This is a genomic window from Exiguobacterium sp. R-39, assembly GCF_049942815.1.
In the GTDB taxonomy this organism is placed as follows: domain Bacteria; phylum Bacillota; class Bacilli; order Exiguobacteriales; family Exiguobacteriaceae; genus Exiguobacterium_A.
Window position 1 is genome coordinate 821582 of sequence record NZ_CP187965.1, and the last position, 14206, is coordinate 835787.

Annotated in this window: 14 protein-coding genes; 11 read left to right on the top strand and 3 right to left on the bottom strand. The window is 45.6% G+C overall.

What is annotated here, in order from left to right; translation table 11 throughout:
* Window positions 1-3 precede the first annotated feature (3 nt).
* The 7 genes from mtaB (at window position 4) to ACP26N_RS04275 (ending at window position 7522) form a co-directional block, all read left to right on the top strand.
* Window positions 4-1338 (top strand): tRNA (N(6)-L-threonylcarbamoyladenosine(37)-C(2))-methylthiotransferase MtaB, encoded by a 1335-nt coding sequence (mtaB, locus tag ACP26N_RS04245; RefSeq protein WP_131973224.1) that lies wholly within the window; start codon window positions 4-6, stop codon window positions 1336-1338.
* 125 nt (window positions 1339-1463) lie between these two features.
* A complete protein-coding gene (rluF, locus tag ACP26N_RS04250; RefSeq protein WP_131503932.1) occupies window positions 1464-2159 on the top strand; it encodes a 23S rRNA pseudouridine(2604) synthase RluF in 696 nt (231 codons plus the stop codon).
* 58 nt (window positions 2160-2217) lie between these two features.
* Entirely contained in the window at window positions 2218-3093 is an 876-nt protein-coding gene (rarD, locus tag ACP26N_RS04255; protein ID WP_131503933.1) for an EamA family transporter RarD, read from the top strand.
* A gap of 22 nt (window positions 3094-3115) precedes the next feature.
* Window positions 3116-4000, top strand: coding sequence for an EamA family transporter RarD (rarD, locus tag ACP26N_RS04260; protein WP_131503934.1), 885 nt, complete (start codon window positions 3116-3118; stop codon window positions 3998-4000).
* Window positions 4001-4076: 76 nt separating this feature from the next.
* Complete coding sequence (gene deoC / locus ACP26N_RS04265) at window positions 4077-4742, top strand: deoxyribose-phosphate aldolase (protein ID WP_026829012.1); 666 nt, start codon at window positions 4077-4079, stop codon at window positions 4740-4742.
* A gap of 156 nt (window positions 4743-4898) precedes the next feature.
* Complete coding sequence (locus tag ACP26N_RS04270; protein WP_426354850.1) at window positions 4899-5876, top strand: BMP family lipoprotein; 978 nt, start codon at window positions 4899-4901, stop codon at window positions 5874-5876.
* Window positions 5873-7522 carry a methyl-accepting chemotaxis protein gene (locus ACP26N_RS04275; protein WP_131973221.1) on the top strand — a complete coding sequence of 550 codons (1650 nt, stop codon included), beginning with the start codon at window positions 5873-5875 and terminating at the stop codon, window positions 7520-7522. Before ACP26N_RS04270 ends, ACP26N_RS04275 begins: the two co-directional genes overlap by 4 nt.
* A gap of 65 nt (window positions 7523-7587) precedes the next feature.
* Here the strand turns inward: ACP26N_RS04275 and ACP26N_RS04280 are convergent, their stop codons facing one another.
* On the bottom strand, window positions 7588-8844 hold the full coding sequence (locus tag ACP26N_RS04280) for a murein hydrolase activator EnvC family protein (RefSeq protein WP_131973220.1): 1257 nt from the start codon (window positions 8842-8844) through the stop codon (window positions 7588-7590).
* A gap of 320 nt (window positions 8845-9164) precedes the next feature.
* Window positions 9165-9914: an SDR family NAD(P)-dependent oxidoreductase gene (locus tag ACP26N_RS04285; protein ID WP_131973219.1), complete on the bottom strand. Its 750-nt coding sequence runs from the start codon at window positions 9912-9914 to the stop codon at window positions 9165-9167.
* Between the two features lie 168 nt (window positions 9915-10082).
* Between ACP26N_RS04285 and ACP26N_RS04290 the strand changes: the two genes are divergently transcribed.
* The 3 genes from ACP26N_RS04290 (at window position 10083) to ACP26N_RS04300 (ending at window position 11885) form a co-directional block, all read left to right on the top strand.
* Window positions 10083-10517 (top strand): YkvA family protein, encoded by a 435-nt coding sequence (locus ACP26N_RS04290; protein ID WP_026829007.1) that lies wholly within the window; start codon window positions 10083-10085, stop codon window positions 10515-10517.
* A 144-nt stretch (window positions 10518-10661) separates the two neighbouring features.
* On the top strand, window positions 10662-11246 hold the full coding sequence (locus ACP26N_RS04295) for a DedA family protein (RefSeq protein ID WP_131973218.1): 585 nt from the start codon (window positions 10662-10664) through the stop codon (window positions 11244-11246).
* A gap of 12 nt (window positions 11247-11258) precedes the next feature.
* Entirely contained in the window at window positions 11259-11885 is a 627-nt protein-coding gene (locus ACP26N_RS04300) for an HAD family hydrolase (protein ID WP_188005230.1), read from the top strand.
* 49 nt (window positions 11886-11934) lie between these two features.
* Here the strand turns inward: ACP26N_RS04300 and ACP26N_RS04305 are convergent, their stop codons facing one another.
* On the bottom strand, window positions 11935-12996 hold the full coding sequence (locus ACP26N_RS04305; protein ID WP_426354853.1) for a PTS transporter subunit IIC: 1062 nt from the start codon (window positions 12994-12996) through the stop codon (window positions 11935-11937).
* 190 nt (window positions 12997-13186) lie between these two features.
* Between ACP26N_RS04305 and ACP26N_RS04310 the strand changes: the two genes are divergently transcribed.
* A complete protein-coding gene (locus tag ACP26N_RS04310) occupies window positions 13187-14179 on the top strand; it encodes an NADP-dependent oxidoreductase (RefSeq protein WP_131973215.1) in 993 nt (330 codons plus the stop codon).
* Window positions 14180-14206 lie beyond the last annotated feature (27 nt).

A 14206-nucleotide genomic window follows, 5' to 3' on the forward strand; every position in this document is an offset into this window, starting at 1 on the left:
GAAATGGCAACGGTAGCCTTTCAAACGCTTGGTTGTAAAGTCAATCATTACGAGACAGAAGCCGTCTGGCAACTGTTCAAGGATGCGGGATATGGACGTGTCGACTTTGCAGATCATGCCGACGTCTACGTCGTCAATACATGTACAGTAACGAATACGGGTGATAAAAAGAGCCGGCAAGTCATTCGACGGGCCATCCGTCAAAATCCGGACAGCGTCATCTGTGTCACCGGGTGTTATGCGCAGACGTCACCGGCTGAAATCATGGCGATTCCAGGAGTCGATGTCGTCGTCGGAACACAGGACCGTCATAAGATGATTGGTTATATCGAACAGTTCCGGGAAGAACGGATGCCGATCAATGCCGTCGGTAACATCATGAAAGCGAAAATCTACGAAGAACTCGACGTGCCGGCTTTTACCGACCGGACACGGGCTTCCTTGAAGATTCAAGAAGGATGCAACAACTTCTGCACGTTCTGTATCATTCCCTGGGCACGCGGTCTGATGCGTTCGCGTCAACCGGAAGATGTCCTGAAGCAGGCGCAACAGCTTGTCGACGCAGGATACAAAGAAATTGTCCTGACCGGCATTCATACAGGCGGTTACGGGGAAGATCTCAAAGACTACAACTTGGCGAAATTGTTAAAAGCTTTGGAATCCGTGACAGGTCTCGAACGGCTTCGGATTTCGTCGATTGAAGCGAGCCAAATCACGGATGAAGTATTAGACGTCCTCAAAGAGTCACCGATCGTCGTCCGCCATCTCCATGTTCCGATTCAATCGGCATCAGATACCGTGTTACGCCGGATGCGCCGGAAATACACGATGTCGGAGTTCGGTGAACGGATTACCCGCTTAAAAGAAGTCTTGCCGGATTGTGCAATTACATCAGATGTTATCGTCGGTTTCCCGGGAGAGACGGAAGATGAGTTCATGGAGACGTTTAACTTCATCAACGACCATAAGTTCAGTGAATTGCATGTTTTCCCGTATTCAAAACGTACGGGGACACCGGCTGCGATGATGGATGATCAGGTCGAGGAGCACATCAAAGAACAACGTGTCGCCCGCTTGATTGCCTTGTCGGATCAGCTGGCAAAAGAATATGCATCGAAGTATGAAGGAGAACTGCTTGAAATCATTCCGGAAGAATTTTCGGAAGAAGCAGGTGGCCGTCTCGTCGGTTATACGGATAATTACTTACGTGTCGCCATCGAAGGAGACGAATCATTGATTGGTCAACTCGTTCGCGTCAAAATCATAAAAGCAGGTTACCCGATGAACGATGGGCAATTCGTTCGCGTCATGGAGACGTTAAAAGAGCAAGCCATCTAAAAGGAATTCGCCTTCTGATTACAGGAAGGCGAATTTTGTTTTCCTGCCAATAAATTATTTTGTTTTCAGGTAACGGATACGCTACACTGAGTAAAGATTACAAAAGAGAAAGAGGACATCCACTTATGCGAATCAATAAATTTATTAGTGAAACAGGATTTTGTTCCCGCCGGGCAGCAGATAAGCTCATCGATGCCGGACGTGTGACAATTAACGGAAATGTAGCTGAGCTCGGCTCGCAGGTCGAAAAAACGGACGCCGTCGAAATTGACGGACATCCGCTTCAAGCAAAGCCGGAACTCGAGTATTTGATTTTAAACAAACCGGTCGGCATCACATGTACGACGGAACGTGACATTGAAGGTAATATCATTGATTTCGTCAATCATCCGAAACGGATTTTCCCGATCGGACGACTCGATAAAGACTCGGACGGATTGATTATCCTGACGAATGACGGAGATATCGTCAACCGGATTTTACGGGCAGAAAACAATCACGATAAAGAGTATATCGTGACGGTCGATGCACCGATTACGGAAACATTTATCGAAGGAATGGCAAGCGGCGTCGAGATTCTGGGAACGACGACGAAGGAATGTGTCGTCGAACAGCTCGAGTCGCGGACGTTCCGAATCGTTTTGACACAAGGATTGAACCGACAAATTCGCCGTATGTGTAAAGAGTTCGGTTATCGTGTCAAACGCCTGCAGCGCGTCCGAATCATGAACATCGAACTCGGTGATTTACCAATCGGGGAATGGCGTGATTTGACGGAGTCGGAAATGAAGACATTGTTCCAGATTCTCGATCAACAATAAGCTGAAAAGTCGCCATGATGATGGCGGCTTTACTTGTATACATTGAAGGAGGTTCATCGTGGATAAACGGGGAATGAGTGCGACGTTCGTCGCCTATGTGATTGGAGGATTGTTACCGATCTACAAACTGTTTGCGGATCAAATACCGGCCTGGACGGTCGTCTCGATTCGCATCATCAGTGCTTTTATCTTTGTCACGTTGTTACTGCGACTGACAGGGAAGTTTAAGCACGTCAAGCAACTTTGGCGAAGCAAACGTCAACGGAATACCGTTTTAGCGGCAGGACTCGTCCTTGGGGGAAACTGGACCTTGTATTTATACGCAATCGGCGAAGGGTATCTCGTCGAGTCGTCACTCGGCTATTATATTAATCCACTGGTCAGTGTCTTGTTCGGCTTATTATTTTTCGGTGAACGTCTGAACCGGGCCCAGTTACTAGCGATTGTCAGTGCTGTCACGGGTGTCCTGATTCTAACGTTCGGGTACGGAAAGTTTCCGATCATTGCGTTTTCACTCGCCATCTCATTTGCTTTTTACGGCGTTCTTAAAAAGAAGGCGGCGGCAGAACCGTTATCCGGTCTGTTTCTTGAAACACTGGTCACGCTGCCTTTTGCTTTGTTGACGCTTGGTCTGACCGGAGCGAATCCGCTCGCCTTGCCGACGGAAGCTTTGTTCGCGATCGTCATGTTAGGAGTGGCAACGGCGATTCAATTGATGTTGTTTGGATACGGAATGCCGAAAATCCCGTTCGTCTATGTCGGGATTTTACAATATATCGCTCCGACCTTGACCTTGATTCTCGGAGTCTTTTTATTCAATGACGTCTTTACACCGATTCACTTCATCGCGTTCCTGTTCATTTGGCTGGCCGTCGCTGTCTTTACAATCAGTGGGATATCAAGCGGACGAATGAAAATGAAAAAAGTATCGTGATTGAGAAAAGAGGAAATTATTCATGAATAAATCAGGTTTTATCGCAACATTATCCGCCTATATCATTTGGGGTTTGTTGCCGATCTACTGGAAATTACTTGCGACCGTCTCGAGTGAAGAGATATTAGCCCACCGAATCGTCTGGTCGTTTATTTTCTTACTGTTATTATTATCCCTTCAAAAAGCATTGCCGAAGTTTACGGGGGCATTGAAAAACCCGTTCACCCGTCGTCTTTTTTTCTTGAACGGACTGATCATCAGCATGAACTGGTTTATCTACATCTGGGCGGTCAATCATAATTTTATTGTCGAAGCATCGCTTGGGTATTACATCAATCCGATCGTCAGCATCGTTTTCGGGGTGTTCTTTTTCCGGGAGAAACTGTCACGGATTGAATGGCTCGCGATTCTCCTTGCGACGATCGGCGTCTTGATTCTGACGATCGGTTATGGGAAGTTTCCTTGGATTTCGCTGGCGCTGGCCTTCAGCTTTGGTTTTTACGGTGTCGTCAAAAAACAACGGCCGCTTGAGTCAACGGTCAGTTTGACGATTGAAACACTGGCTCCGTTACCGATTGCCATCCTGTTCTTAGGATACATGGGTATCAGTGGACAAGAGACATTTACGTCGTCTCCCTTTGTGATGATCGGACTCTTTTTGACAGGTATCATTACCGCTGTTCCGTTATTATTGTTCGGATTTGGAGCGCAGCGGATTCCGTTTACGGTCGTCGGTTTTCTGCAATTTGTTGCTCCGACATTGTCGCTTGCCATCGGTGTTCTCCTGTACGATGAACCCTTTACGAGAACGCACTTGATTGCGTTTACATTCATTTGGTCGGCTGCCCTGGTCTTTACCTTGAATGGTTTATTGATTCGGAAAAAACAGTTACGAAAAGTCGCGTAAAAAGATAGAAGTCTGACCTCTTGCGTGATAGAATGAAAACAGAGTCTAAGGGATATCCTTAAGGAGGAAATGAATCATGAATTTAGCAGGAATGATCGACCATACCGCTTTAAAAGCAGAAACGTCACGTGCTCAAATCGAAACACTTTGTAAGGAAGCACTCGAATACAAATTTGCAAGTGTCTGTGTCAATCCGACAAACGTAGCACTCGCGGCAGAACTTTTGAAATCAGATGACGCAGTTAAAGTCTGTACAGTCATCGGCTTCCCACTTGGTGCAAACACACCAGAAGTAAAAGCATTCGAAACGCAAGATGCTATCAAAAACGGTGCAACAGAAATCGATATGGTCTTAAATATCGGCGCATTGAAAGACGGCGATCTTTCACTTGTTGAACGCGACATCCGTGCGGTTGTTGAAGCAGCGAACGGTACACTCGTCAAAGTCATCTTCGAAAACTGTCTTTTAACAAAAGAAGAAATTAAAACAGCTGCTGAGTTATCCGTTAAAGCAGGTGCAGATTTCGTCAAGACATCAACTGGCTTCTCGACAGGCGGCGCAACGGTGGAAGATATCCGTCTTATGCGCGAAACGGTTGGACCTGACATTGGTGTCAAAGCTTCAGGCGGCGTTCGTGATTTCGAAGGAGCAAAAGCAATGATCGATGCTGGCGCCACACGCATCGGTGCTTCTGCCGGAATCGCCATCGTCACAGGCGGTTCTTCAGACAGTGATTATTAATTTAAAGTGATTATCGAGCATGTTCTGTTCTACAACTTTGGTTGTGAACAGGACATGCTTTTTTATTTTGGGATAATTCTGAATTTGATTTTTAGGTTAAGAAGTCAGACAACCTTTCCGATAATCAATTGTAGAACAGTGAAGGGAAGTGGAAATATGTCAAAACGATTCAGTTTGTCCGTACTAGTATTGACAATCGGTCTGGCAGGTTGTGGAAGTATCATCGATGATCCGCAACAAGCAGTGAAGGAGCGTCGAAAAATGGCAGTCGTTTTATCCGATGTCGGATTAGGAGATCAATCGTTCAGTGATGCAGCGATGAGCGGCATGTCCTTACTGCGTGAAAAAGAAGACTGGTTCATTGATTATAGAGAATTAAGTGAAACAAAGTCATATGAAGCGGCATTTGCCACATTAGCCAAACAACAGCCGACCGTTGTCGTCGGTCTCGGTTTCATGGGACAGGCAGACCTGGAGAAAGTCGCCAAACAGTACCCAAAACAGCAGTTTGCACTGATTGATGCCGTGTCGGAACTACCGAATGTATTATCCGTCACATTTAAAGAGGATGAAGGCAGTTATCTGGCGGGAGCAGCGGCAGCGATTCAGTCCGACAGTGAAACGATTGGTTTCATCGGCGGTATGAAATCACCGCTCGTTGAAAAGTTTGAAAAAGGCTACCGGGCCGGTGCAACAGCGATTAATCCGGACATCCGTGTCCTCGTTGATTATGCGGAAGACTTTGCTGCGCCGGACAAAGGACGGGAACTGGCAAACGCTCAAATGAAAAAAGAGGCGGATGTTTTATATGCGGCGGCAGGGCTTACCGGAAGTGGTGTTCTGGAAGCGGCAGAAGAAAAAGGAAATAAGGCCATTGGTGTCGACAGTGATCAAACGGCAATTGCACCGGACGCAGTCATGACGTCGATGTTAAAACAGGTCGATCTTGCGATTACGAAAATTGGCGACAGCGTTAAGGCATCGGGTCTTCAATCCGGTCAAATCGTGTTAGGGGTCAAAGATGGAGCCATTCAATTAGCACCGATTCGTAATGCCAACTTTACAGCAAAAGAACTGCAACGACTCGAACAATTGAAACAAGAAATACTGGAAGGCAAGGTGAAGGTCCAATGACGTTACGAAAACGATTTTTAATTTCGACGCTCGTGACGATTGTCAGTGTCGTCGCCCTGATGGGTTGGACATTATTCGAGCTGCGGCAAATCCAGTCCTACAATGAGGATTATGGAAAACAATTAGTCGAGATTTCAGAACTGGAGACCAAGTTACTGTATGAGCAGGCGGCCTGGAACCGGTTAGCAAGCCAGCCGTCAGAAAACCAAAAAGAACAGGCACTTGCCTTAAGTGAAAAAAATGAAAAAGCTGTTGATTCATTACAAAAAACTTATTTGATTGATCGGTTTAAACCCGATTTGAATCGTGCCAAAATGAAGTATACGGTCTTAGCAGAGAAACGGACGACATTATTAAATGAGCTCAATCCAATCGCGATTCGTTCCCATGCAGCTCAGGTGGAAGGGGTATTAAGCGATTTATACACGTTACATACGAAGAACGGTGAATTTTACGATGTACTGCAACAAGAAGCGAAAGACAAAACGTTGAATCTGACGCGTTCAGTTTTAATCGCGACATTCATCCTTTTGATTGCATTAGCACTCTACAATTGGTACTTTGCTCGGAGCATCACCCGTCCAATCAGCCGGGTCGTTAAAACAGCGGAACAGATTTCACAAGGGGATGTCTCACAACAACTCCAGGTATCAGGACGGACGGATGAAATTGGCCGTCTTGAGTCAGCAATCGCCCAAATGCAAGGGACATTGCATGGCGTCATTGGAACGATTAGCCAAACGTCGACGACCATTAATCAGATGAGCGAACAGGCGACAGCTGAAAATGCCAATATCGTTGAAGTATCTGGAAACATGACACATGCCATCAATGAAATGGCCAGTGGTACGCAAACCGTCTCAGATGACTTACAAACGACCGTCAGTACGATCACGGATATGAGTACATTGTTCGAACAAAGTGAACAACGGGCGCAACAGGCATTGAGTCAAGGACAGCTCGCCGATACAACGATGGGGAAAAGTGCCACCATCATGCAGGAACAAGCGGAATCACTGACGACGGCTACTCTCCAAAATCAGGAACTCGGTCGCAAGTTGGCTGGATTCTTACAACAAACACAGCAAATCGAACAGATGGCACAACTCGTCTCAAGTGTCTCGGCACAAACGAATTTACTATCGTTAAATGCTGCAATCGAAGCAGCACGGGCAGGAGAGGCGGGACGCGGGTTTGCTGTCGTTGCGAGTGAAGTGAAAAAGCTGGCGGATGAAACACATCAAGCAACCCGCTCTATTTTCTCTTTGGTTCGTTCAATTCGGGCAGACGGAGCAATTTTGCAGGAAGCGTTACTTCAATCTGAAAAAGAACAAGCACACCAAGTTCAAAACTTTGCAGAGGTGACAGCAGCATTCGAAGAAACCCGGGGACATGTGACGGATGTAACGGAAGCTGTTCAGTTCATGACAACGCAGCTGCTTCAATCGAAAGACCAGGCCAATCAAGTGGTCAATCAGGTCAGTTCAGTCAGTGGCGTGATGGAAGAATTGGCTGCGGGGAACGAAGAGGTCGCAGCGTCGATGCGTGACCAACAAGCATCATTTGAACAAATCCATCAGTTGATGCTGGAACTGGAACAAACGACGACTTCACTCGATCAACAAACCAGCCAGTTCAAACTGTAATTCAAAAAGAAACATCAAAAAATCCCTCATCGGAGTTATTCCGGTGAGGGATTTTGCATCAACAGTTAAAAGAAGTCACTTGGATTCAGTTCGTTTGTCCGGCCATTGGCATTGTATTGATAACCGCCGTCATGAATCTCAAAATGAAGGTGGGGACCGGTTGAATTTCCGGTACTTCCAAGGTTACCGATTTGTTGTCCTTGTTTCACCTGTTGACCTTGTTTGACGGTCAGGGAATTCATGTGCGCATAAACGGTCGTGTACGTTTTTCCGCCGATACTGTGCGACAGATACACGTGGTTACCGTAAGGACCGCCTGAGCTTGCCAAAATGACAGTTCCACTCGCAGAAGCAACGACTGGCGAATTCAGTGGACCTGCAAAATCAATCCCGTTATGATACGCATAGCCGTTACTTCCGCTGGCAGCACCCATTCCTTGTGAAATGGAACCGGCAGCCGGTTTAATGAACTTTCCAGTTGCTTTGGAGAGGACTTTTGTACTTGCTTTTGTAACAGAAGCAGGTTGCGCCGATTGCGCGGCTGCTTGTTTTTCTGCTAGTCGTGCAGCTCGGGCAGCTGAACGGGCTGCAGCTTCTTGTGCCTTCAATTGAGCGGCTGCATCTTTTAGGCTCAAGATGTTCGTTTCGATGGAACGTTTTTCTGTCTTCAAGCGTTTCAGCAACGTTGTTCGTTTGATTTTTTCTGCCGTTAATTCACGTTGTTTCTTTTTTAGAAGCGTGCGATCATCAATCAAATCGACACGGGTTTGCTTCAATTCTTTTTGAGCAAGTGCCAATTGATGTTTGTTGTGTTCGTAATCTTTTAATAAAGAAGCATCGCTTTCAGCAATCGTATTAAAGGCATTAAACCGGCTGATCATATCGCCGACATCCTTGGCACCGAAAACGGCTTCGAGAAGCGGATCCTCATCTGCTTTCGACTGGCGGACTGCTAACCGGTCTCCTAACATTTTTTCCTGCTTGTTGATCTTTTCGCGCAAGGCATCAATTTTTTGTTCCAATCGTTTGATCTGTTTACGATTGCGATCAATTTTTTGTTGATTTTCAACGACCTGCAATGTCAATCCATTGATTTGTTGATCAAGGGCATAGACTTTTTGCTGGGCTTTTGACAATTGAGCTGTCTTTTTTGAGAGTGCCTGCTTTTGCTTTGACTGTTGTTGCTGGTTTTGCTGCTGTTTTTCTTTATAAGAACTTGCTGCTCCGACCGGATGGGCAAGTGGACTGAAGAGTAATGTCATCGTCATGAGGGACAGACCGAGTGTTTGTTTTAAAGATGATTTCATAGTTGAATCAATCATTCCTTCCTTAATCAGATACATTTTTTAAAATGTTACCTGTTCTACTCTAACAAGAAATAGGTCAAGTCTCCGTTACAGTTTCATTAAAAATATTATATGGAAATTATCAGGGAGTAACATTCCTTTTTGTAAATCATTTTTTGAATTCTTTCAAAAGAAAGAGAAAACTGTTGGCAAAACAGGAAAGAAGAAAAAATAAAAAAAGTGAATACCAGGATTCACTTTTAAAAAAGGCGTGATATGTTTTTGTAATATTAACAAGAAGTGAAAAAAGAAGCGTTTGATGCATCAACAAAAAGGTTATAAAAATTAGTTTTGCTTTATTCTTCGTAAATCATTTTTCGTGTCATTCCGCCGTCGAGAACCAATGTTTCTCCCGTCAGGAAGTCGTTATCAGGATTCGTCAAAAACAGAGCAGCCCGGGCGACATCTTCAGGTTTTCCGACTCGTCCGGCCGGGTGCTGACTATGATCTTCTGGTGAAAGTTCATGATAATTTCCGGTTTCAATCCATCCGGGAGCAATGGCGTTGACCAAAATCCGGTCGGGTCCTAAAGAAACGGCCAAAGCATGCGTCAGTGCTACAATCCCGCCTTTAGTAGCCGCGTAAGATTCCGTATCCGGCTCGGACATAAAGGCACGGGTGGAGGCCAAATTGACAATCCGTCCACCGGCCGGGTTTTTCTTCAGATAAGGGGCGGCGGCTTTTGTCGTTAAAAAGATGCTCCGCAGATTGGTATGTTGAACACGGTCCCATTCATCGATCGATAATTCAAGTAACGGTTTACGAACCATGATGCCGGCATTGTTAATCAGGATATCAACTCGACCGGTATGTTCGATGGCTTTATCAATCAATAGGTTGACGTCTTGTTCATCTTGAACATCCAAATGATAAAAATAAGCGGTTCCGCCGTCGGCTTCGATTTCTGCTGCCAGGTCATCACCCGTCATTTGATCAATGTCGGCAAGAATGACTGATGCGCCTTCCTTGGCATAAGTCTTGGCAAGTGTTGCTCCAATGCCATTGGCGGCACCTGTGATGATGACAGTATGATTGATATGATTCATTGTAAATTCCTCCTGGGGAATGTGTAGTTGGGTAGACTGCTATAATCAGATAGCCGAAAATGAATCGATTAAAACATACTGGATCCTTGAAGAAAGGATTATCCAGATAGGCATTAGGGAACATAAAAGGTAGCTAACGCTACTATTATGTTGAATGGGGGATTTTTGATGGATTTATCAAATCAAAAGCTCGAAACAGAACAAGAAAAATATGCAGATGAAGCTAAAGCGTACATCAATCAACCTAAAAAAACGAATTCGATGCTGAAACGAGCAATTGATAAAATAAATAAAAACTCAAGTTTATCAGTTGTGTTCTCGCCGGTCCGCTTATTTGTCGACATGGTTCGCTCTTACCAATCAGGGGAATATCGAAATATTCGCCGGACGACGATTTTGAAAGTCATCGGTGCTTTGATCTATCTCGTTTCTCCGATTGACCTGGTCCCTGATTTTGTACTTGGATTTGGTTTTGCGGATGATATCGCCATCGTTCTGTTCGTGACAAAAACAGTGTTTGAAGAATTGACACGTTTTAGTGACTGGCAAGATGAGCAACAAAAAGCAAGCACACAACCGCTTCAAAGTGAAGATGCGTATTAATCGGATGGATTGATCCTACCCTGCCGCTGACATGGAGTCAGCGACGGGGTTTTTAGCCGTGAAACCGAACACGATTTCTGTACGCTACCTCAAAAGTTCGTTACACTGGAGTTAGAAGAAAAATCCAGTGAAAGGGGGGGAATCATGGCTTGGCATTCGTGGATTGAATCGTATGGCTATTTCGGAATGATGTTGACGTTAATGTTTCCATTTTTACCGAGTGAAGTACCGTTAGCTTATGCGGGCTACCTGGTACATACGACGCAATTTAATCTCATTATCATGTTGATCGTCGCAGTACTCAGTTTCGTGATTAGTCAAAACATCTTTTTTACGATTGGTCGGCTCGGAAGTGACCGTCTGCTTGCCCGTGTATTTAAATGGTTTCGGATTTCTGAAACGAAGATGAATCAGTTTCAACGTCAAATGGACACACGCGGCCGTTTTATCCTGTTGTTGTCGCCGATGTGGCGGATGGGATTTGCCATCGGGGCCGGATTAACAGGTGTTTCACGGTGGACGTTCACAGTTGCCACGACAATCTCCTTTTTTGCCTGGTCAGTCTTTTTCATTTGGGGCGGGAAAAAACTGGGGCATGGTATGATGGGACGGCATCATGAACTCCATCACTATACACCTTGGTTCATCGGGTTATTCGTATTCGGAGCCGGATATGTCTATTTCCGGAAGAAAACGCTTATGAAAAAACAAAACGCTTTAAAAAAATAGAGGAGTGTTCATATGGCAGTGATTTTATTTGATATCGACGGAACATTGATTGATTCAACCAATCAAATGACGGAGGCAATTCATCTGGCGATGGAAGATATGCCGCATCTTGTCAAACCATCAAAAGAGAGTGTGCAGTCCAGTTATGGTTTGGCAGGGAATGCTTTTTGGAGAAAAGCGATTCCGGATGCTTCAGAAGAAGATATTCGCGCGATTCGAAAAAAACGTCACCATCATCTAGAACAGACGATGGCGGGACAGGATGTTTTGTTTGACGGGATTCGTGAGACGTTAGAAACGTTAACCAAACATGGACACATCGTTTCGACAGCAAGCAATTGTGGCGTTCACTATTTGAATCTAGTGCTCGACAGTCAAAACATTCGCTCGTATTTCACAAGTCCGAAATGTCTGGAGTCGGTTCAAGGGAAACAAAAAGCCGATATTCTAGCAGCCCATCGAGATGAATTCGGAGCGGTCGAATATTTGATGGTGGGAGACCGTTCATCGGATGTCGAAGCAGCACGGATCCAACAGATGCCCGTTGCGATTTGCCGGTTCGGTTTCGGAACGGAACAGGAGTGGAATTCGGCTGATTATCAGTTAGAGACACCGATGGACGTATTGAAATACGTGTAATAAAGATACAAAAAAGAAGCGATGCTGACAGCGTCGCTTCTTTTTTGTATCAATCAAAATCGAGCCGGTATTGTTCATGATTTGTCCATGGACGGAAACGACGGAATAAGTGGTGGAATAAGAGACAAAGAAGAATCGGTAAAATGATGAAGAGTCCGAAGACAACCGAGATATTGCCCCATGTCCAACCGCCGGTCATTAAATGTAACGCATTGATCGGTCCGATCAGGCCTGACATGCCGAAACCGGCACTGAACGGGGTTCCTTGAATCCCAAGAACACCAGCCAGTCCGCCGAGAACTGCTGCACTGCACATGACAGGTAAAATCATGATAGGGTTTCGGATGAAATTTGCCATCTGGATTTTAGGAGATCCTAAAAAATGAGCAATAGAAGTACCCCGTGAATTGGCTTGCCAACCGGCAATCGCAAGTCCGAAACCGGCGGCACAGACACCTAAGTTGGCAGCACCGGCGGCAACACCGGATAAGCTGATTGCAGTTGCGATTCCGACGGTCGACAACGGAGAGACAATCAGGACAGAGAAGATGACGGCTAACGTGATGCCCATCAACACAGGTTGAAGGACCGTAAAATGAGTAATCAACTGACCGATACTGGCAGTGATTTTTGTGACATAAGGATAGGTCAGGACACCGATTCCGCCTGCTCCGACAATAATTAAAGTCGGAATGACGAGGACAGTATACGTTTTAAACCGATTGCCGATCCACATAACGAGAGCCATTGCAATGGCAGCCGTTAGTCCGGCATTGATGACATCCCCCGTGCCGACGAATAAGTAACCTGCTGTATCGGTCCGGCTGGCGACACCTGATCCAACGACAGTCGCGAGACCAATCGATGTAGTCTCGATGGGCGACGTCTTAAACTGCATCGCTACGGCGACACCAATCACCATCGGTAACAAACGCATCGCAAGCGCGGTAGAGTCGATGATATGTTGGGCGGGAGAAAAGTACGGAAGCAAGGCTTTGGCGAGTTCGCCAAGTAAGGCTCCGGGGATAAGTGCAACTAAAATCCCGATACTAAGACCGTTTAACACATGGATTCCGAATTGGCGGTCAAACCGTTTCGAAGTTGTCTTCATAAAAATCACTCCTTATGTATCACTTTTGTGCATAACAGTATAAAAGCGATGAATTGTGTTTAATCATACGAAAGTCTCTGTAGCACGTCAAGGTAAAAATGGAATTTTCTGAAAAAATAAAGGCAAAGTATTCGCACTCACAGGATAGGACTGCTAGAGTGAAAGAGTAAAAATCGGGGAGGGAACAGTTATGTCAGAACAACAAATCGTATTAGCCAACAGACCGGACGGACGTCCGACACGGGAGACGTTCCGGTACGAAAAGATTGAACTGAATGAGTTGCAAACGGATCAAGTCCTGTTAGAGACGCTTTATATCTCAGTTGATCCATACATGCGGGGACGAATGAACGATTCCCGCTCTTACTCTCAGCCATTTGAACTGGATGCACCGATTCAAGGAGGCGTAGTCGCACGTGTCATCGAATCAAAAGCGGATACACTCGAAGTCGGCGACATCGTCGTCGGAATGCTTGATTGGGCAACAAAATTAGTCGTGGATGCCAAACAAGTCCGTAAAATTGATGCATCATTGGCACCTGTCTCAACGGCACTTGGTGTACTTGGGATGACTGGTATGACGGCTTATTTCGGATTACTGGATATCGGGAATCCACAGCCCGGTGAAACGGTTGTCGTCTCGGCAGCAGCCGGAGCAGTCGGCTCGATTGTCGGACAAATTGCTAAAATCAAAGGTGCACGGGTCGTCGGTATTGCGGGAAGTGATGAAAAAATTCAGTATCTCAAAGAAGAACTCGGATTTGATGAAGTCATCAATTACAAAACGGAGCAAATCGGAGAAGCACTCGATCGGACCTGTCCGGACGGCGTCGATGTCTATTTTGAAAATGTCGGCGGGGAAATCGGTGATGCAGTACTCAACCGCTTAAATCCATTTGCCCGTATCCCGGTCTGTGGAGCAATTTCCGGTTACAATGAAAAAGAAGATATTGGGCCACGTGTGCAATCCAAACTGATCATCGCCCGTGCCCGGATGCAAGGTTTCTTAGTCGGAGATTACGGAAAACGTTTTAAAGAGGCAGCGGAACAGCTGGGACAATGGGTCAATAACGGTGAATTAAAGTATGAAGAAACGATTTTTGAAGGGTTTGATCAAGTGCCGGATGCGTTTCTCGGACTGTTTGATGGTTCGAATACAGGAAAATTGTTGGTCAAGTTATAAGAAGACGTCAAAAAAGGTTTTGCTTTC

Bases quoted from the DNA above. Each gene is read 5' to 3' on its own strand.
- ACP26N_RS04300 (WP_188005230.1), top strand. From the start codon at position 11,259: ATGGCAGTGATTTTATTTGATATCGACGGAACATTGATTGATTCAACC.
- ACP26N_RS04310 (WP_131973215.1), top strand. From the start codon at position 13,187: ATGTCAGAACAACAAATCGTATTAGCCAACAGACCGGACGGACGTCCG.
- ACP26N_RS04270 (WP_426354850.1), top strand. From the start codon at position 4,899: ATGTCAAAACGATTCAGTTTGTCCGTACTAGTATTGACAATCGGTCTG.
- deoC (WP_026829012.1), top strand. From the start codon at position 4,077: ATGAATTTAGCAGGAATGATCGACCATACCGCTTTAAAAGCAGAAACG.
- rarD (WP_131503934.1), top strand. From the start codon at position 3,116: ATGAATAAATCAGGTTTTATCGCAACATTATCCGCCTATATCATTTGG.
- ACP26N_RS04295 (WP_131973218.1), top strand. From the start codon at position 10,662: ATGGCTTGGCATTCGTGGATTGAATCGTATGGCTATTTCGGAATGATG.
- rluF (WP_131503932.1), top strand. From the start codon at position 1,464: ATGCGAATCAATAAATTTATTAGTGAAACAGGATTTTGTTCCCGCCGG.
- ACP26N_RS04285 (WP_131973219.1), bottom strand. From the start codon at position 9,914: ATGAATCATATCAATCATACTGTCATCATCACAGGTGCCGCCAATGGC.
- ACP26N_RS04290 (WP_026829007.1), top strand. From the start codon at position 10,083: ATGGATTTATCAAATCAAAAGCTCGAAACAGAACAAGAAAAATATGCA.
- ACP26N_RS04280 (WP_131973220.1), bottom strand. From the start codon at position 8,844: ATGATTGATTCAACTATGAAATCATCTTTAAAACAAACACTCGGTCTG.
- mtaB (WP_131973224.1), top strand. From the start codon at position 4: ATGGCAACGGTAGCCTTTCAAACGCTTGGTTGTAAAGTCAATCATTAC.
- ACP26N_RS04275 (WP_131973221.1), top strand. From the start codon at position 5,873: ATGACGTTACGAAAACGATTTTTAATTTCGACGCTCGTGACGATTGTC.
- ACP26N_RS04305 (WP_426354853.1), bottom strand. From the start codon at position 12,996: ATGAAGACAACTTCGAAACGGTTTGACCGCCAATTCGGAATCCATGTG.